This window comes from Nocardia sp. NPDC056541, from assembly GCF_042794235.1.
Lineage (GTDB): Bacteria > Actinomycetota > Actinomycetes > Mycobacteriales > Mycobacteriaceae > Nocardia.
In genome coordinates this window covers 22,305-39,986 of the sequence record NZ_JBHTUD010000018.1, presented here as the reverse complement: position 1 = coordinate 39,986, position 17,682 = coordinate 22,305, and the positions used below count along the sequence as shown (strand labels likewise).

Below are 17,682 nucleotides of genomic sequence, written 5' to 3'. Positions count from 1 at the left end.
TCCCCTCGCGGCGTCGGTCGACCAATTAGCGTGGGCAGCGATGTCAAGGCCGACCTACGCGGCGCCGACCGCCAGATATTCAGGAGCAACAGTGGCTTCACCGGGGATCGAACGGGTCGAGGCCCTGCCGGACGTGCGCTCGAAAACGCCGACTCTGCGTACCGACATCCTCATGCTGATCCTCGCGATCATCTCGGTGGTGCTGGTCGTGTGGATCACCTTCTTCGAGGTCAGCGGCCCGACGTACCACGCGATCGTCATCGTCGACACGTCGATCTGCGCGATCTTCCTCGTCGAGTTCATCTGGCGCTGGCGGCGGGCGGGGTGGCCGTGGTCGTTCCCGTTCATCTACTGGTACGAAGTGCTCGGCATGATCCCGGTGACCAGCCCGCTGTTCCGCAGTTTCCGGCTGCTGCGCATCGTGGTGATCTTGATCCGGCTGGGCCGGGTAGCCGACCGGGCGCTGGGGGAGCGGGTCACCGCGACGATCGTCAACCGGTTCGTCGGCACGATCGTCGACGTGATCAAGCGTCCGATGACGATCGCGATCCTCGACGAGGTCTCCAAGGTCCTGCGCGCGGGCCACTACACCCAGAACATCGCCGCCGCGCTGGAGGAGAACCACGCCGAGGTCGACCAGCTGATCATGGACCTGATCAAGAACGATCCGCAGACCGGCAAACTGCGCTACGTCCCGTTCCACGACGACATCATCCGGCTCGTCGCCGACACGGTCTACCGGATGCTGCGCCAGCTGCTCGACGACCCGCGCACCGACGAACTGGTCGCGGACATGCTGCGGGAGAACCTCGACCAGATCAACGACGCGGTGCGTGCCGGGGTGCGGGTCCCGCCCTCACACCGAGGGGCGACGCCCGCCGAGCACGGCGTGCGCCACCACCTCGGTCAGGTCAAGCGTGCCTGATCTGGTCGCGCGGCTGGGCGAAGCGCAGGGTCTCGAAGATCACCAGCACGGACAGCAGCGCGCACAGCACGGTGAGCGAGGCGAGCGCGGGCAGGTGCGCGGCGAACGGGATGAGCGCGAACAGCAACGCGGCTACCACCAGGCGTTCGGTCGACAATGACTTGGTCGCATAGTATTTCGCGAACGTGATGCCGAGCAGGAACAGCGCGGGGCCACCGTAGAGCGCGCCGAGCGGGATGCCGTACAGCGGATCGGTGAGCGTGTGATGCGAGGAATCGCCGACGTAGTACAGCACCTTCTTCAAGCCGAGCGAGAGCCCGATGATGCCGACGATCATCGGGAAATGCCCGTACATGTAGGTGGTCTGGGCGATCTTGATCTGTCGCGCGTCCTTGGCATGGGCGAACGCGTGCTCGATCGAGATCGCGGCGACATCGAAGTACAGCCACCACAGCAGGCCGGATATGGCCAAGCCGAGCATCGAACCGAGCGTGATCGGCCACGAAATGGGCAGTCCGGCCACTCCGATGCCGATCGAGACGATGGATTCGCCCAGCGCCACGATGATGATGAGCCCGTAGCGTTCGGAGTAGTGCTTGGCCGAGTTGAGGCGCCAGTCGGTGCCCGCCGCCCAGGTCCAGACCATGTCCCCGACGATCGCGGCGAGCCACAGCAGGATCTGGGTGAGACCGGTCGTCATCGCGGCGACGACCAGCAGTGTCGTTCCGACGGTGACCGAGCCGACCGCCCAGCGCAGCAACTGCCTGCGCAGCTGAGCATCCCCGGCGCTGATCGTCCAGAACACCACCACGTGCACCAGTCGCACGACCAGATAGGCCACCGCGAACACCAGCGGACCGAACCAGCCACCGGCCAGATCGCTGAAGGCCTCGGGAATGGTGAGCGCGGCCAGGAACGCACCGCCCATCGCGACGAACATCGCGACCCGCGTGATGCCCTCGTCGGCACGCACCACATTGCCCAGCCACGAATACGCGATCCACAGCCACCACATCAGGGCCAGGACCAGCGTCGCACGCAGCATGTTCGCCGCGGTGGTGTCGTCGGCGGCCAGTGCGGTGACCATGGTGAACGCGAAGACGATCACCAGGTCGAAGAACAGCTCGAGCTGGGTCACCGAGTTCTCTTCGGTGACGGGCTGGAACCGGACCCGTCGATTTCCGATCATGGGGTCAATATTCGCACCCCGGGTTGCGATTCGCGGACTGAAGATCGACGACGCGGGGGTTCGGCGACGGCGCGAACTAGCCGGCCGCGAAGCCACCGACCTCTGGGTACCGCTCGGCGAAGTCGATGAAGTTCGCGACCGTCTCGTCGTGCAGTTTGCGCAGGCTTCGGTTGAACAGGATGCCCGGAATGGGCAGCGGAAGGGAGAGTTCTACGTGGTAGTCGACCTCGGTGCCCTCCGGGGTGTCGACCAGTTCGATCCAGCCGCCGCCCTTGGAACCGCGGCTGCTGTCGACCACCCGCCACTCGGACCGGTACTGCTCCCAGGAGTATTCGAGCACCTGGGCGTCGGAGTTACCCATGAAGTGGGCGGTGGCGAAAACTCGGCGCGGCCTGCCGTCGGCATCGCGCGGCCCGACCCGGACATCACTGAGCGAGGTCGACCACTCCGACATCAGGTCAACGGCCAGTAGTGCGTCCATCACTTGGTCGATCTCGGCGTCAACGGTGAATCGGATGTCGATCTTCGAGCGCATCTGTGTCTATCCTCCGAACCCCCGCAGCTTTCGCGCCCGATTGTGCACAGTGGTACCAGTGATCGTCAACACGTCTATGGTCTGGACAAATGACCGGGTCAGCTGCTTATCACACGCTCGACGGCCGTTTCGATCAGTGCCATGCTCTGCTCCTCGGTGAAGATTCCGGGCAGTGTGAGGTGTTCGACGATGAGCCAATTGAGCGCCAGATAGAGCAGTAGTACCGACTCCGCGTCACCGGGTAGACCGGACGCCAGATGGTTGCGGACGTTGAAATCGATGTCGGCCCGGACGCGTTCGGTGAGCACCGTGCGCAGTTCGGGCCGCCGGGTTGCCTCGAGTCGTAGTTCGAGCAGCGCGAGATAGGCCTTGCGATGCGATTCGATGCGCCCGACCACCTCTTTCATCAGCGTGGTGATGTTGTCGATGTCCTTCGGGCCGTCGCTGACCAGGGCCATCGTCTCCTCGCTCGGCTGCACCACCTCGTAGAAGCGGACACCGGCCTGGGTGAGCAGTTCGTCGCGATTGGCGAAGTAGTTCGACGCGGTGCCCGCGGGGACGGCCGCCTGTTTGTCCACCGCGCGGAAGGTGAGGCCGCGGGCGCCCTCGTCGGCGAGGACCTCGATGGCCGCGTCGAGCAGGGCTTGCCGACGTTCGGGATTAGTTCGCACTTGACACCACTCCATCCGTAGTACTACGTTGAAACCACTTCAAACAGAGTACTACATCTGAGGCGGTAACCATGCGAAAGCTTGTCTACTACATCGGCGTCTCCCTGGACGGCTACATCGCGGGCTCCGGCGGCGAGGTCGACTTCTATCCGACACCGCAGAACTATGTGGAGTGGATGATGACGGAGTTTCCCGACGCCATCCCGACCCACCTGCGCGCGCACTTCGGCATGGACCCCGACCTGCCTGCCAAGAACTGGGACACCGTGCTGATGGGGCGCGGCACCTACGTGCTGCCGGATGAGCACGTCGAGAGCCCGTTCTCGCACCTGAAGCAGTACGTCGTCTCGTCCACACTCGACCAGGCCGACCATCCCGGAGTCGAGATCGTCTCCGGTGATCCCCTCGAGCTGGTGCGCGAGCTCAAGCAGCGCGAGGGCGGCGACATCTGGCTGTGTGGCGGCGGGAAGCTGGCCGGGCAGCTGCTCGACGAGATCGACGCGATGATCATCAAGAGCTATCCGATCGTCGCGGGCGAGGGTGTCCCGGTCTTCACCGGCGTCTTCAAACCGACACAGTTCGTTCCGGTACAGCGCAAGGAATTCGACAACGGCACGCAGGTCACCTGGTTCGATCGCGCGTGAATTCCGTGGTTATCCACAGGTGACAAGCCTGTGTCGTTTTCCACAGGCAGGGCAGGTAGCAGCAAAACCGGTGGCCCGCGCCCGGTACTCTTGGTCGCTGATACCAACCTGACACTCGATCGTGAAGGACCTGCTGTGGCTCTCGTAGTTCAGAAGTACGGAGGATCCTCGGTGGCTACCGCCGAGCGGATCCGGCGCGTCGCTGAACGGATCGTGGAGACCAAGAAGCAGGGGCACGATGTAGTTGTCGTGTGCTCGGCGATGGGCGACACGACCGATGAGTTGCTCGATCTCGCGGAGCAGGTGGCCCCGGCGCCGCCTGCTCGCGAGATGGACATGCTGCTCACCTCGGGCGAGCGCATCTCGAATGCCTTGGTGGCCATGGCTATTCACACGCTCGGCGCCGAAGCTCGCTCGTTCACCGGCTCGCAGGCCGGCGTGATCACCACCGGCGCGCACGGCAACGCCAAGATCATCGACGTGACCCCGGGCCGCCTGCAGGAGGCGCTGGCCGAGGGGCAGATCGTGCTGGTGGCCGGCTTCCAGGGCGTGAGCCAGGACAGCAAGGACGTCACCACGCTGGGCCGTGGCGGCTCCGACACCACCGCCGTCGCGCTGGCCGCGGCGCTGAAAGCCGATGTCTGCGAGATCTACACCGACGTCGACGGCATTTTCTCCGCCGACCCGCGCATCGTCCCCGACGCCCAGAAGCTCGACAAGATCTCCTACGAGGAGATGCTCGAGATGGCGGCCTGCGGGTCGAAGGTGCTCATGCTGCGCTGCGTGGAGTACGCGCGCCGCTACAACGTTCCCGTTCATGTTCGGTCGTCCTACACCGACAAGATCGGCACCACTGTTTTCGGATCGATGGAGGACATTCCCGTGGAGCAGGCAATCCTGACCGGCGTCGCACACGACCGCAGCGAGGCCAAGGTGACCGTCGTCGCCCTGCCCGACGAGCCGGGCTACGCGGCCAAGGTGTTCCGCGCGGTGGCCGACGCCGAGATCAACATCGACATGGTGCTGCAGAACATCTCCAAGGTCGACACGGGCAAGACCGACATCACCTTCACCTGCCCCAAGACCGACCTGGTCCGCGCGGTGCAGAAGCTCACCGAGCGTCAGGACGAGATCGGCTTCGCCGAGATCCTCTCCGACGATCACATCGGCAAGGTCTCCCTGGTCGGCGCGGGGATGAAGTCGCACCCGGGTGTCACCGCCACCTTCTGTGAGGCGCTGGCCAACGCGGGCGTCAACATCGACCTGATCTCCACCTCGGAGATCCGGATCTCGGTGCTCGTGCGTGATACGGAACTGGATGAAGCGGTGCAGGTGTTGCACAAGGCATTCGATCTCGGCGGCGATGAAGCCGCTGTCGTCCACGGCGGAACGGGGCGTTAAGCAATGGGTGTACGTGTAGGTGTTGTCGGCGCGACCGGTCAGGTCGGCGCCGTCATGCGCAAGCTGCTCGAAGAGCGCAACTTCCCGGCCGACGAGGTGCGGTTCTTCGCCTCCTCGCGTTCGGCGGGCAAGACGCTGCCCTGGCGCGGTGGCGAGATCGTCGTCGAGGACACCGAGACGGCCGATCCGTCGGGCCTCGACATCGCGCTGTTCTCGGCCGGTGCCACCATGTCGCGTGTGCAGGCCCCGCGCTTCGCCGCGGCGGGCGTCACCGTGATCGACAATTCCTCGGCATGGCGCAAGGACCCCGATGTGCCGCTGGTGGTGTCGGAGGTCAACCCCGAGGCCACCCGCAACCTGCCCAAGGGCATCATCGCGAACCCGAACTGCACCACCATGGCCGCGATGCCGGTGCTCAAGCCGCTGCACGACGTGGCCGGTTTGCAGCGCCTGATCGTGTCGTCCTACCAGGCTGTATCCGGCTCCGGTCTGTCCGGTGTCGAGGAACTCGCCTCGCAGATCCGCGCGGTGTCCGCCGACGCGGAGAAGCTGGTGCACGACGGTTCGGACGCCGAGTTCCCCGCGCCGAACAACTACGTCGCGCCGATCGCCTTCAACGTGATCCCGCTGGCCGGTGCGCTGGTCGACGACGGTTCCTTCGAGACCGACGAAGACCAGAAGCTGCGCAACGAGAGCCGCAAGATCCTGGGCCTGCCCGACCTGCTGGTGAGCGGCACCTGCGTGCGGGTCCCGGTCTTCACCGGGCACTCGCTGTCGATCAATGCCGAATTCGCCGAACCGATTTCGGTGCAGCAGGCCAAGGACCTGCTGGCCAAGGCGTCGGGCGTACGTCTGGTCGACGTGCCGACCCCGCTGGCCGCCGCAGGCCAGGACGACTCCCTCGTCGGCCGCATCCGCCACGATCCGGGCGTGCCGAGCGGTCGCGGTCTCGCGCTCTTCATCTCGGGCGACAACCTGCGAAAGGGCGCCGCGCTGAACACGATTCAAATCGCGGAAGTTCTGCTCGAGAACCGCTGATCACCCGTCGACGGCCGGGCCACCTTCGGGTGTGCCCGGCCTTTGTCGTTGTCAGGGCTCGACCCGGCGCAACCCGTCGAGAATGACCGAGAAGGTGAGACGGCGCCGGCGATCGTCGGCGTCGCGGGTGGCGGCGAACCCCGCTTTCAGGATGAGCATCAGGTCGTCGACCTCCAGGTCCGGTCGGATCGCGCCCGCCTTTTGCGCCCGCACCAGCAGGATCCCGATCGCCGTACTCAGGTCGGCGGTAGGTCCTAGCGCGGCCAGCCGCTCCGAGCCGACCGCGTCGGCCAGCTCGCGTTTCACGCCGTTCTCGCTTCCGAGGAAGGCCAGGAATTCGAAGAAGGCGCTGCCCGCGTCGTCGGCGGTACCGAGTTCGCGCGCGTAGGCGGCGGCACGTTCGACTCGGTCGATGATCGCGGCGGTGAACAGCGCTTCCTTGGTCGGAAAATGCCGGTAGACGGTGCCCGCGCCGACGCCCGCGCGCCGGGCGATGTCGTCGAGGGGAACCGAAATCCCTTCGGCGGCAAAGGCTTCCTGGGCCGCGGCCAGCACCCGTTCGCGGTTGCGGCGGGCATCGGCGCGCAGCGGGCGTGGTTCGTCGGTCACGGCCGTGATTGTATCGGCGGTCGTTGACAAGCGGGGCGAGCGTTCCGGATGATAAGCGGGTCCATCGTTCCGTTTCATCGAAAGGCTGCCGATGATCCCCACTCCGGTCCAGGTCGCCGAACGGCTCATGGCCGTTCTCCCCGCCCGCGACGCGGCCGCGTTCACCGAGTCGTTCGCCGCCGACGGCGTTTTCGAGCTGCCGTTCACGCCGCCGGGCGCACCAGCTCGGATCGAGGGCAGGGCGGCGATCCGCGCCGCCCTGGACGAGGCTTGGGCCGCCACGTCATCGGTCCGGATCCACGCGGTTCATCCCCGTATCTACGCCACCGACGATCCGGAGACCGTGGTGGTCGAGACCGAGGTCGAGGTGACCAAGCCCGGGGCGGAGCGGATCCGAGTGCGCTCCGCCATCACGGTGATCCGGGTTCGGGAGGGGGAAGTAGTGCTGTTTCGCGACTACCTGGACTCGGGCCGACTCGCCGCGGCTGTGAACGGCTAGCGGATTCCCGGGGTGCGTGGGTCGTGGCCTACGCAGGCCAGGATGGCGCAGCCCGGTGGGATGCTGGCGAAGGGTGCGGCCAGGGGCTGGTTGAGGCAATCGAAGACGGTGCAGCCGGGGTAGGCGCCGGGGCCGATGCCGAATACGGCCAGCAGGATGTTGGCGTCGATGAGTTTGCCCGCGTCGAATTCCAGCGGGGGCTCCACATACGGTTCGGCGATCGGCACCGCGGCATCGGTGACGGCGGCGAACAGACGGCGGAAGAACTCGTGGGGCAGTTCTTCGGCGTGGGCGAGGATGCCGCTCGGGCCGTAGGCGGTCTGGTTGCCGAACGGGCCTGTCCACATCACCGTCATGTCCAGGCTCGGCAGGAAGAAGACGTTCTGCAGGCCGAGTCCGGACATGAAAAACGTGTCGGGGGGCAGGAAGTCGGGGGATTCGCTGCAATCGGCGCCCAGCCAGAACAGGTAGCCGTAGCAGCTGTTCGCCGCCGACGGTGTGCGGGCTTTGCGCAGATAGTCCGAGGAGATCACCCGGTCGGCGCCCCAGCGGCCGTCGTTCGAGACGAGCAGGCCGATCTTGGCCAGGTCGTTGGGCGGCAGCAGGAGATGGGCGTAGCCGTAGGTATGACCGGATCGGTCACTTGCCCAGTAATAGTCGCTGCGCGGGATGCCGAGCGGGTCGAACAATTCCCGCTGCGCGAACTGCTGTAGCGGTTCGCCGACGGCCAGCTCGATCACGTAGGACAGCAGATCGACATTGCGCTGGCTGTAGCTGAACGTGGTGCCGGGCGGATTGGTCAGCTGCACCGACAGCGCCTGCACCGCCGAGTGCGGGTCGATGGGGATCACCGCGGTGATGCCCTCGGACAGCACTCCCACCTGCATGCCGGAGGTCTCGGTGAGCAGGTTCTCGACAGTGATCGACCGGTGCGCCGCGTCGCCGAGTCCGGGCGGCAGGTAGCGGTCGATGGGGGCGGCGATATCGATTCTGCCTTCGTCGGAAGCGATTCCGGCCAGCATCGACACCACCGACTTGGTGACGCTCCAGACGTTCCACGGCGTATTGCCGGTCTCGTCGTTGCGCAGGCCCTCACCGACGAGACAGTTGTGCCGGAAGATCTGGACATTGAGCCGGTTGCGGGTGGCCGCGAACTGCAGTGCCGCTTCGATTTTCGCCGAATCCAGCCCCACCTGTTCGGGCTCGGCGCGCTCCAGGTCGCGACCTGAGGTCACCTCGCAGGTCGTACTCGGCGCGGCGTGCGCCGGAACGGCGAATAGGCACGCCGAGGCCAGCACCGCAGCGATCGTTCCCGCGAAAACGCCCGTGATGTGCCGCATGCGGGCGAGAGTAGCCCGTGCCGCGCACCGTAACCCGTATAGCGTGGCCGCTGAATCCCCTAATCACAGGCATGTTCACTTCCCCGCAACACTGCGAATCCCGTAGACCCCCGCGCCGGCCGCGAGGACCGTGAGCCCGGCCAGCACCGACTCGATCGGCAACGCGAACCCGACCACCACGCAACCCGCCGCTCCGAGCACCGGAACCCAGCGCTGCGGCCTGCCCTCGGCGGCGGTCAGTGTGGCCGCGGACAGGTTGGCAACAAGGTAATAGGCGAGCACGGCGAACGAGGAGAACCCGATCGCCGCACGCAGATCCACCGTCGCCGCGAGCACCGCGACCACCATACCCACCGCGAGCTCGGCCCGATGCGGCACCGCGTATTTCGGATGGATCATCGCCAGCGCCCGCGGCAGATGCCCGTCGCGCGCCATCGCCAGCGCGGTCCGCGAGACCCCCAGGACCAACGCCATCAGCGAACCCGCCGCCGCCAGCACCGCACCCACCCGAACCACCGGCGCCAGCCATCCCGCCCCCGCCGCCTCGACCACCTGCGCGAGTGGATCACGCGCGGCCGCCAGCCCACCCGACCCCAACGTCAGCAACGCGGCCACCGCCACCAGCGCGTACACCGCCAATGCCACTGCCAGCGCCAGCATGATCGCCCGCGGAATGGTCCGCTCCGGCGCACGCACCTCCTCGCCGAGCGTGGCGATCCGCGCGTACCCGGCGAACGCGAAGAACAACAACCCCGCCGCCTGCAACACCCCGTACGGCCCGATCTCCTGGTCGAGAACCGATGCCCCCGAATGACTCCCACCGACTCCCATCACGACAACCGCCGCCAGCACCGCCAGCACCACGCCCACGATCACCCGCGAAGCCAGCGCGGACTTCTGCACCCCCACATAGTTGATCCCCGTCACCACCACCACGGCCCCCACCGCCACCGCGTGCGCCTGCTCAGGCCACGCGTAACTCCCCACCGTCAACGCCATCGCCGCGCACGACGCCGTCTTGCCGACCACGAACCCCCACCCCGCCAGATACCCCCAGAACGCCCCCAGCCGTTCCCGCCCGTACACATACGTCCCCCCGGACACCGGATACAACGCAGCCAATCGCGCCGACGACATCGCATTGCAATAGGCGATAACCGCGGCCACCCCCAAGGCCACCAGCAACCAGGACCCACTCACCCCCGCCGCAGGGCTCAACGCCGCGAACACCCCGGCCCCCACCATCGCCCCCAGCCCCACCACTACTGAATCCCCCAGCCCCAGTCCCCGCCGCAACTGCCCATCCGAAGTCATGCACCCATCCTCGAGCACGCGCGCGTGGCCCGCGACCCGGATACGGCAAACGCCGCCAGGTCGATGAGGGTGACCTGGCGGCGTTCGAGTCGATGGGCCGCCTCGAGGACGGCCCGTCAGGGTGCCGACGCCCCACAAGCGCCTCTCGGCGGGTGGTCGCTCGTAGCGACAAATGGGGTGAGGCCCGGGGCTGTTCGGACGTCGACAGTGAGTCCAACCGCTGCTGCCGGTGAACTATTCCGGCGGCTCGATGTGATCCACACAACGGCACGAGGCAGGTACGGCGATACGCGTACCTGCCTCGTCTCATGGGTGGGCGAAGGGCCTGATTCCGGGCTCTCTCGTGGACGGTGTCAGGGGATCAGAAGTTGCTGAACCAGTACAGAAGGCTTGCCAGCAACCAGACGATCGCGGTTTCCATGGTCGATCTCCTTGCGTCGGTACTTCTATCATCGCCGAAAACCCGACTTCGCCGACAAGTTGTTCTTAAGAAGCTCTAGAGACCGACACCGCATTGTTGCTTCAGACACCGGAACAACCGGGTCCGATCGGTCTCGAGGGGTGATCGGTCGGACCCGGCGGTGCAGACCAGAAGGTGGCTCTTCCAGACGCTGAAGACGCACTGCCGACGGTAACCACACCGACGGGCTGGGCCGAAGATGTTCCACGTTATGTCGGTGAGTACGCGTGCCGGGCCGGTCGATCGAGGGGTGATCGGCCCGGGCGTTTGCGTATGGCCCGGATTCGGGTAAGTGTTGGGGGGTGGTCGAAATAGCGGAGCACTCCGACGCGCTCGACCGTGCCGAGGCGCGGCTGCGCGAAGAATTCGCGACGATGTTCGAGCTGGAGACGATCCATCGTTTCCTGCATTCCTCCTACGAGAATTTCGCTGCTCGGGCGACGGTGACCCTGTACTTACCGCTGCTGGCCGAGCGGTTCGGGCGCCAACGGTTGCAGGCGCTGGCCAAGATCGAGGGCAAGGTGGCCCGGCCGCGTCCGACGGTGCTGTTCCTGTGTACCCACAACGCGGGCCGGTCGCAGATGGCGCTCGGATTCTTCGAAGAGCTGGCGCTGGGCCGAGCGGTGGCCTGGTCGGGCGGGTCGGTGCCGAGTGGGCAGCTCAATCCGGCCGCGGTGGCGGTGATGGCGGAGGTCGACATCGACATCTCGCGCGAGTACCCGAAACCGTGGACCGATGAGATCATCCGTGCCGCCGATGTGATCGTCACGATGGGCTGCGGCGATACCTGTCCGCTGGTGCCCGGGGTGCGCTACGTGGAGTGGATCATCGATGATCCGGCCGGCCTCGAGACCGAGCAGGTGCGGCCCATCCGCGACGACATCGGCCATCGCGTGACGGGCCTGCTCGCCGAGCTCGGCATCGACGTCACCGATCCCGTAGATACGCCACCCAGCTCCCGTACCGCGTGATATCGGTGGCGGCGACGGCGGCGTCGTAGCTGCACGCGAAGCCGACCACCGCGCGTCCGTCGGAGAGATCGATACTGGTCAGGGCCATCGGCGGCGGTAGTTCGGCGAGGAATCGGCCGAGGCCCGCGGGGGAGACGAGGAACAGTTCGCCGAGGATCGGTGCGCCGTGTCCCTCACCGTGGCGGACCAGTCCGGGTTTGGCCGGGGTGGTGTCGAGGGCGGTCAGGCGATAGGCGTCGGAGGTGGCGATCTCGCCGGCGAAGCGGGCGCCGAGTTGTTCGAGTTGCCAGTGCAGCGGTTGGCCGCGCAGGTGGGCGCCGAACACGGCAAGGGGCACACCGGTTTCCACGAGCAGCGGCGCCGGGGTGCCGAGGATGCGCGCGGCGAGGTCGACCGCCGATTGGTCGGCGAACGCGGGGACTGCGATCGTGACGCCGAACGGCAGGTTATCGGTGGTGGGCTTGCCGGGGATCGCGACGGCGGCGAGATCGAGGAGGTTGCAGAAATTCGTGTAGGTGCCCAGCCGGCGGTTGATCGCGAGCGGGTCGGCTTCCACTTCGGCGATCGACGGGTGTTCGGTGGTGGTGGGCAGTAGGAGGCCGTCGAAGCCGGTGAGCAGCGTTGTCGCGGTGGTGCGGGCTCGGGCCAGGGCGTCCAGGTCCTGCGCGAACGTGTGCGCGTCGAGTGCTCGTGCGGCACTGATTATTCCGGCGACAGTGCGGTCGAGACCCGGTGCGCCCTTGTCGACGAACTCGCCGACCGCCGCGTACCGCTCGGCGACTATCGCGCCGTCGTAGAGCAGGCGGGCCGCGTCGAGAAGTGGCGAGATATCGATTTCGGTGAGGCGCAGGCCGTGAGCACGCAGGGCCGCGACAGTTTCCGTGAACGCCGTTCGGTAGGCCGGGCTCAGCGGTTCGAGGTCTTCGGGCCGGGGGATGGCGATCTCGGGCTCGGCGGATGCCGCGAGGCGGACGTCGGCGGGCCATTCGCGGCTGCGTGGGTCGCGAGAGTCCTTGCCCGCCATCGTCTTCACGGCGGTGACCGCCAGGTCCAGGTCGGCGGCGAAAATGGTGACCGCATCATAGTCGGCGCAGGCGGGGACGACGCCGTGGGTGGGGATCACGCCGAGCGTGGCCTTGATGCCGACGATACCGTGCAGTGCGGCGGGTACGCGTCCCGAACCTGCCGTGTCGGTGCCGATGGCGAGGTCGGCGATGCCGAGCGCGACCGCCGCCGCGGAACCGGAACTCGAACCGCCGGAGATCAATTCGGGATGAAGGGCGTTGCGGACGGCGCCGTAGGGGCTGCGCGTGCCGACGAGCCCGGTGGCGAACTGGTCGAGGTTGGTCTTGCCGAGCACCAGTGCGCCCGCCGCGACCAGCCGCTGCACCGACGACGCAGTTTCCGTTGCCTCGTAAGCGAATTCAGGACAGGCGGCGGTGGTGGGCAAGCCGGCCACGTCGACGTTGTCTTTCACCGCGAGGAGCAGGCCCGCCAGCGGCAACTGCTCGCCCGCGGCGACACGGCGTTCCAGGTCGACGGCTTCGGTCGTCAGCACCTCCTGGGAGCGCAGCGTGATCCAGACCTCGGGCCGATCCACCTCGGCGATTCGTGCGTAGGCGGCGGCGACCCGTGCGGTCGGGGTGGCAGACATAAACGCTCCTCTATTCACTCAGCGACATGGCGGCGACAGCACGCGAGATCCGCTCGAGCACCACATCCAGCGAATCGCCGATGTGGGTGTGCAAGAGCTGCTGGGCCAGTGTGAGATCACCGGCGAGGACGGCGTCGAGAATGCCGAGGTGCTCGCTGATCGTGGTCTCGATGCGGTTGTTGATCATGAAGTCGTACATGCGGACATGCCGGATCCGGGAGTTCACCGCCACCAGGGCGCGCACCATCTCGGCATTGCCCGCCGCGGTCAGCAGGGCGACATGGAATTCCTCGTCGACGACGACGAAACCCGGCTCCTGGGCGGGCGGGTCGGCCTGTAGCGCCAGCCACTTCTGCCGCTCGGCGTGGAGCAGCGCGGTGTCGTGGGTGATCCGCGGATCCGCTCGTACCCGCGTCATGCCACCCAGTTCCAGGGTCAGCCGCAGCTCGTAGAGATCGCGAATCCGCGCCACACTCGGCCGCACCGGACTGAACCCGAACTCCTCGCGCTGCAACAGCCCGTCCGAGCAGAGCATGGTGAGTGCTTCCCGAACCGGCGTGCGGGAGATTCCGAACCTGGTCGACAGTTTGGGTTCGGTGAGCCGCTCCCCGAACCGGATGTCCCCGTTCATCAACTCCCCCCGCAACGTCGAGTACACGACGTCGCGCAACGGCCTTCCCGAGCCCTCGGCCGGTGCATCCACCCTTGTCGACATGGGTGTATACGCTATCGACCGCGAATTTCTATCAAGTGACAGAAAGTAAGCGGCAGGTTATCCCTTGCTCACACCGACACCCTCACCACGGGCAACCTCGCGTGGGGAGAACTTCTCAACCAACCCCGAACACGCAGGCAACCCCGTTCGCCATGGAGGCGCCCACACTCGACCACGAGCCCACCGCCGCGCTCCCACTCCGCTCACCCCGGAAGGGCGACCCCCATGTGCCCCACCATCCTGGCCCTCATCCTCGGCCTGATCTCCCTCACGGCCCTCACCATCTGCTGGCCGAACCCCCTCGACCGCAAACCCCCACAGACAAGCGAAGAGCCCCTGACCAGTGAACTGATCAGGGGCTCTTCTGTGTCTCAACCAACACGTCGGGGTGACAGGATTTGAACCTGCGACCTCTTCGTCCCGAACGAAGCGCGCTACCAAGCTGCGCCACACCCCGTGAGGCGAACCTGAAGTAGCTTACAACGTGGGGTCGTGAAACGTTAAATTGGCTGGTCAGATGGGGGTTAGTCGAGGGATCTGATGGAGCTGAAGATGCGCTTGGCCTCGGCGGCGTCGATGGCGCCGGGAACGCCGGTGTCGGCGATCATGACCATGACGAAGCTGCCGTCCTTGGCGCCCTTGAAGGCGTAGGTGTAGACGGAGTAGGTGCCGGCGCAGCCGGGTTTGGGGGCGGGGACGGTGCCGGTGGTCTCGGTGAACATGCCCTCGGTTTTGCCGTCGATCGACTTCAGTGGCTGGGCGGGGCCGGGGGTGCCTTTCGAGCCCTGGTAGGCGAGGGGGGCGGCCTTGGTGCCGAGTTCGGCGCCCGCCGCGGCGTTGTCGGCGTTCTTGGAGCCGGTGAGCAGCGACATGGTGCGGGTGGAGTTCGGGCAGTAGTCGCGGCCGTCGGAGGCGTAGCCCTTGCCGATCACCGAGTCGCCCGGGGGTTCACCGACGCCGCCGATGGTGGTTTCGGTGGCGACCTTCCAGCCTGCCGGGACGTCGTAGGCGGCGCCACGGTCCGGGGAGGCGACTACCTGGTAGCCCTCGATCAGGGGTTTGCGATTCGATGCGGCGCCCGAGGGGGAGGGGGTGGTGGTGCTGGGTTTGGGCTTGCTCGACGAGGCCGGTGCCGGGGTGGTGGACAGGGCGCTGACCATCGAAGGAGCGCCGCCCGCGGTGGTCGTCGGTGCGTCGTCGCCGCGGGTGAGCGCGACTGCGGTGATCGTGCCGCCGACCAGAAGTAGCGCCGCCACACCTGCCGCTGCCCAGATCGCCGCCTTGTTCCCGGATTTCTGGTTGGGCGGGAGCGGCTGGCCGTAAGGCTGGATGCCCTGGTGATCCAGCGGGGGGATTTCGCCGTATTGCTGCGGTGCCTGCTGCTGCCAGCCCGGTGCGCCGACTCTGGTCGGGTCTGCCTGCCCGGCCGGCGTGCCCCACTGCTGCTGACCGGGCGGATTCGCCGGGGCGCCCCACTGGTGCTGCGCACCGGCCGAGGGACCGCCCCACTGCTGACCGGGAGGTACCGGCGCGCCCCACTGACCCGGAGGCTGTTGTCCGGCAGGCGGATTCATGCCCGGTTGCCACTGCTGATTCGAACCAGGGTGTCCGCCAGGAAAATTGGCGCCGGGAGCTACCGGTCCGCCCGGCTGCGGGGGCTCGGGGTGCCACTGCTGGCCAGGTTGTCCGGCGGGTGTATTCATGCCGGGCTGCCAAGGCTGATTCGAACCCGGCTGGCCCACAGGCGGATTCGCCCCGGGCCAGGGTGCCGGCTGGCGCAGTTGGGTGGGGTCGGCCTGTCCCGGCTGCGGAACCTGCTGTCCCGCAGCGGGATTACCGGAATCCTGCCAATCCTGCGGACCCGCCGGCGCCCACTGCGTGGGTTCGGGAAGCCCGGGTGGTGGCCCGGAGCCGTCCCAGCGCAGGGTTGGAGGGAGGCCGGTGCTGCCCGGCGTCCACACCGCGGTGGGATCTGGTGCGCCCGGATTCGGCTGTTCCGCAGCCGGATCCGGCGAACCGGGCCGCTGCCACTGCTGGTCGGGCTGGTTCGGTGCGCCGGGCCCGCCGAATACGGTCGGGTCGTCGCGCCTGTCGTCGGATCCACTGCTCACGGTCGTCTCCTGATGACACCTCAATGACAATGTCGTTCGGAGCCAGACCCTAGCGGGCGACGGCCTCCGAGGTCGAAATGCCGAAGCCGGTGTCGGCGGACGGCCGCTTGGGCTGGGCGCCGACCAAGGTGAGCAGCGTGGCCTCGGGGCGGCAGCAGAAGCGGTAGGGCGCCCACGGTGAGGTGCCGATGCCGGCCGAGACGTGCAGCTGGGTGTGCTCGCCCCACTGCGAGGCACCCTTCACCCGGGACTTGTCGATACCGCAGTTGGTGACCAGTGCGCCGTAACCGGGGACGACCAGCTGCCCACCGTGGGTGTGACCGGCCAGCACCAGGTCGTAGCCGTCTTCGGCGAAGCGGTCGAGCACGCGCGGCTCGGGCGAATGCGTGACACCGATGCTGAGCTGGGCCAGCTGGTTCGGTGCGCCCGCGACGGTGTCGTAGCGGTCGCGCTGCAGGTGCGGGTCGTCGACGCCGGCACTGGCGATGCGGATGCCCGCCACTTCGAGGTCGCGCCGGGTGTGGGTCAGGTCGAGCCAGCCGCGCTCGGTGAATGCCGCGCGCAGGTCCTTCCACGGCAGCGGATCGCCGTAGACGCGACGGTGATCTTTCTTGAAATACTTCAGCGGATTCTTCGGCACCGGCGCGAAATAGTCATTCGAACCGAACACGAACAAGCCGGGTCGGGCCAGTAGCGCACCGAGGGATTGCACCACCGCGGGCACGGCCTTGGGATGGGAAAGATTGTCGCCGGTATTCACGACCAGGTCGGGTTCGAGGCGGTCGAGTTCGCGCAGCCACTGCTGTTTGAGCTGCTGGCCCGGCATCATGTGCAGGTCACTGACGTGCAGAATGCGCAACGTCGGCGAACCGGGCGCGAGCACCGGCATCGTGGCTTCGCGCAGGACGAACGCGTTCCGTTCGATCAGCGTGGCGTAGCCGATGCCTGCGACGGCGGCCCCGGCGGCTCCCAACGCGGTTCGGCGGACAGCGGACGTCGAGATAACGGGCATTTGCCCAGCATAGGCGACCCCCTCCCGGATCGGCGCGTGTGTTTCCGCACAAACGGTCTGGAATTTTCGCTGCGACGAAAATGTGATGGGACTCCACTGAGCGAACGACTACGGTAAACCGCATGTCGGAACTGAAAGCCAAGCTGCGCGCGGATATGACCACCGCGATGAAAGCCAAGGACAAACTGCGTCTCGCGACCCTGCGGATGCTGCTCGCCGCTATCCAGACTTCCGAGGTCTCCGGTACGGAGGCGCACGAACTCTCCGATGCCGATGTCGTGTCGCTCTTGCAGAAGGAAGCGAAGAAGCGCAACGAGGCGGCCGTGATCTACGAGCAGAACGGTCGCGGTGAACTGGCCGCGAACGAGCGGGCCGAAGAAGAGATCATCGAGGAGTACCTGCCGACCCAGCTCAACGACGCCGAGGTCGCGCAGGTCGCCGACACCGCGATCGCGGAGGTGGCCGAGCAGCTCGGTGAGCGTCCGGGAATGAAGCAGATGGGTCAGGTCATGAAGGCGGCCACCGCGCTGGCCGACGGCAAGGCCGACGGTTCGCGGCTCTCCGCCGCGGTCAAGGCCCGGCTGTAGAAACGAG

General features: G+C 66.9%; 17 protein-coding genes and 1 tRNA gene. 7 read left to right on the top strand and 11 right to left on the bottom strand.

Annotated elements, in window-relative coordinates; genetic code table 11:
• The first annotated feature begins 91 nt into the window (after window positions 1-91).
• The gene (locus tag ACFQ9R_RS27420) at window positions 92-925 is read left to right on the top strand and encodes an ion transporter (protein ID WP_378994358.1); all 834 of its coding nucleotides are present in this window, start codon (window positions 92-94) and stop codon (window positions 923-925) included.
• On the opposite strand, the gene ACFQ9R_RS27415 is transcribed toward ACFQ9R_RS27420, so the two are convergent.
• The 3 genes from ACFQ9R_RS27415 to ACFQ9R_RS27405 form a co-directional block, all read right to left on the bottom strand.
• Window positions 912-2,114, bottom strand: coding sequence for a low temperature requirement protein A (locus tag ACFQ9R_RS27415; RefSeq protein ID WP_378994356.1), 1,203 nt, complete (start codon window positions 2,112-2,114; stop codon window positions 912-914). The genes ACFQ9R_RS27420 and ACFQ9R_RS27415 overlap by 14 nt on opposite strands.
• Before the next feature lie 76 nt (window positions 2,115-2,190).
• Window positions 2,191-2,649, bottom strand: a complete 459-nt coding sequence (locus ACFQ9R_RS27410) for an SRPBCC family protein (protein WP_378994354.1) — start codon at window positions 2,647-2,649, stop codon at window positions 2,191-2,193.
• A gap of 98 nt (window positions 2,650-2,747) precedes the next feature.
• The gene (locus ACFQ9R_RS27405) at window positions 2,748-3,320 is read right to left on the bottom strand and encodes a TetR/AcrR family transcriptional regulator (protein ID WP_378994352.1); all 573 of its coding nucleotides are present in this window, start codon (window positions 3,318-3,320) and stop codon (window positions 2,748-2,750) included.
• 71 nt (window positions 3,321-3,391) lie between these two features.
• Between ACFQ9R_RS27405 and ACFQ9R_RS27400 the strand changes: the two genes are divergently transcribed.
• The 3 genes from ACFQ9R_RS27400 to ACFQ9R_RS27390 all read left to right on the top strand — a co-directional run bounded on the left by ACFQ9R_RS27400 (window position 3,392) and on the right by ACFQ9R_RS27390 (window position 6,403).
• The gene (locus ACFQ9R_RS27400; RefSeq protein WP_378994350.1) at window positions 3,392-3,964 is read left to right on the top strand and encodes a dihydrofolate reductase family protein; all 573 of its coding nucleotides are present in this window, start codon (window positions 3,392-3,394) and stop codon (window positions 3,962-3,964) included.
• Window positions 3,965-4,099: 135 nt separating this feature from the next.
• Window positions 4,100-5,365: an aspartate kinase gene (locus ACFQ9R_RS27395; RefSeq protein ID WP_378638675.1), complete on the top strand. Its 1,266-nt coding sequence runs from the start codon at window positions 4,100-4,102 to the stop codon at window positions 5,363-5,365.
• Between the two features lie 3 nt (window positions 5,366-5,368).
• Complete coding sequence (locus ACFQ9R_RS27390) at window positions 5,369-6,403, top strand: aspartate-semialdehyde dehydrogenase (protein ID WP_378994347.1); 1,035 nt, start codon at window positions 5,369-5,371, stop codon at window positions 6,401-6,403.
• A 51-nt stretch (window positions 6,404-6,454) separates the two neighbouring features.
• Here the strand turns inward: ACFQ9R_RS27390 and ACFQ9R_RS27385 are convergent, their stop codons facing one another.
• Window positions 6,455-7,012 carry a TetR/AcrR family transcriptional regulator gene (locus ACFQ9R_RS27385; RefSeq protein ID WP_378994345.1) on the bottom strand — a complete coding sequence of 186 codons (558 nt, stop codon included), beginning with the start codon at window positions 7,010-7,012 and terminating at the stop codon, window positions 6,455-6,457.
• A gap of 91 nt (window positions 7,013-7,103) precedes the next feature.
• On the opposite strand from ACFQ9R_RS27385, the gene ACFQ9R_RS27380 reads away from it, so the two are divergent.
• A complete protein-coding gene (locus ACFQ9R_RS27380; protein WP_378994343.1) occupies window positions 7,104-7,511 on the top strand; it encodes a nuclear transport factor 2 family protein in 408 nt (135 codons plus the stop codon).
• Here the strand turns inward: ACFQ9R_RS27380 and ACFQ9R_RS27375 are convergent.
• Window positions 7,508-8,851 carry a serine hydrolase domain-containing protein gene (locus ACFQ9R_RS27375; RefSeq protein ID WP_378994341.1) on the bottom strand — a complete coding sequence of 448 codons (1,344 nt, stop codon included), beginning with the start codon at window positions 8,849-8,851 and terminating at the stop codon, window positions 7,508-7,510. The two genes, ACFQ9R_RS27380 and ACFQ9R_RS27375, sit on opposite strands and share 4 nt — an antisense overlap.
• 75 nt (window positions 8,852-8,926) lie before the next feature.
• On the bottom strand, window positions 8,927-10,165 hold the full coding sequence (locus ACFQ9R_RS27370; protein WP_378994338.1) for an APC family permease: 1,239 nt from the start codon (window positions 10,163-10,165) through the stop codon (window positions 8,927-8,929).
• A gap of 762 nt (window positions 10,166-10,927) precedes the next feature.
• Between ACFQ9R_RS27370 and ACFQ9R_RS27365 the strand changes: the two genes are divergently transcribed.
• Window positions 10,928-11,596: an arsenate reductase ArsC gene (locus tag ACFQ9R_RS27365; RefSeq protein ID WP_378994336.1), complete on the top strand. Its 669-nt coding sequence runs from the start codon at window positions 10,928-10,930 to the stop codon at window positions 11,594-11,596.
• Here ACFQ9R_RS27365 and atzF read toward each other — a convergent pair.
• The 5 genes from atzF to ACFQ9R_RS27340 all read right to left on the bottom strand — a co-directional run bounded on the left by atzF (window position 11,553) and on the right by ACFQ9R_RS27340 (window position 17,088).
• Entirely contained in the window at window positions 11,553-13,250 is a 1,698-nt protein-coding gene (gene atzF, locus ACFQ9R_RS27360) for an allophanate hydrolase (protein WP_378994334.1), read from the bottom strand. The two genes, ACFQ9R_RS27365 and atzF, sit on opposite strands and share 44 nt — an antisense overlap.
• Before the next feature lie 10 nt (window positions 13,251-13,260).
• A complete protein-coding gene (locus ACFQ9R_RS27355; RefSeq protein WP_378994332.1) occupies window positions 13,261-13,965 on the bottom strand; it encodes a GntR family transcriptional regulator in 705 nt (234 codons plus the stop codon).
• Window positions 13,966-14,348: 383 nt separating this feature from the next.
• Window positions 14,349-14,422, bottom strand: a tRNA-Pro gene (locus ACFQ9R_RS27350).
• Between the two features lie 67 nt (window positions 14,423-14,489).
• On the bottom strand, window positions 14,490-16,076 hold the full coding sequence (locus ACFQ9R_RS27345; protein WP_378994330.1) for a hypothetical protein: 1,587 nt from the start codon (window positions 16,074-16,076) through the stop codon (window positions 14,490-14,492).
• A gap of 49 nt (window positions 16,077-16,125) precedes the next feature.
• Entirely contained in the window at window positions 16,126-17,088 is a 963-nt protein-coding gene (locus ACFQ9R_RS27340) for a metallophosphoesterase (RefSeq protein ID WP_101464816.1), read from the bottom strand.
• Window positions 17,089-17,210: 122 nt separating this feature from the next.
• Here ACFQ9R_RS27340 and ACFQ9R_RS27335 point away from each other — a divergent pair, with 122 nt between their 5' ends.
• Window positions 17,211-17,675 carry a GatB/YqeY domain-containing protein gene (locus tag ACFQ9R_RS27335; RefSeq protein WP_378994328.1) on the top strand — a complete coding sequence of 155 codons (465 nt, stop codon included), beginning with the start codon at window positions 17,211-17,213 and terminating at the stop codon, window positions 17,673-17,675.
• Window positions 17,676-17,682: the final 7 nt, after the last annotated feature.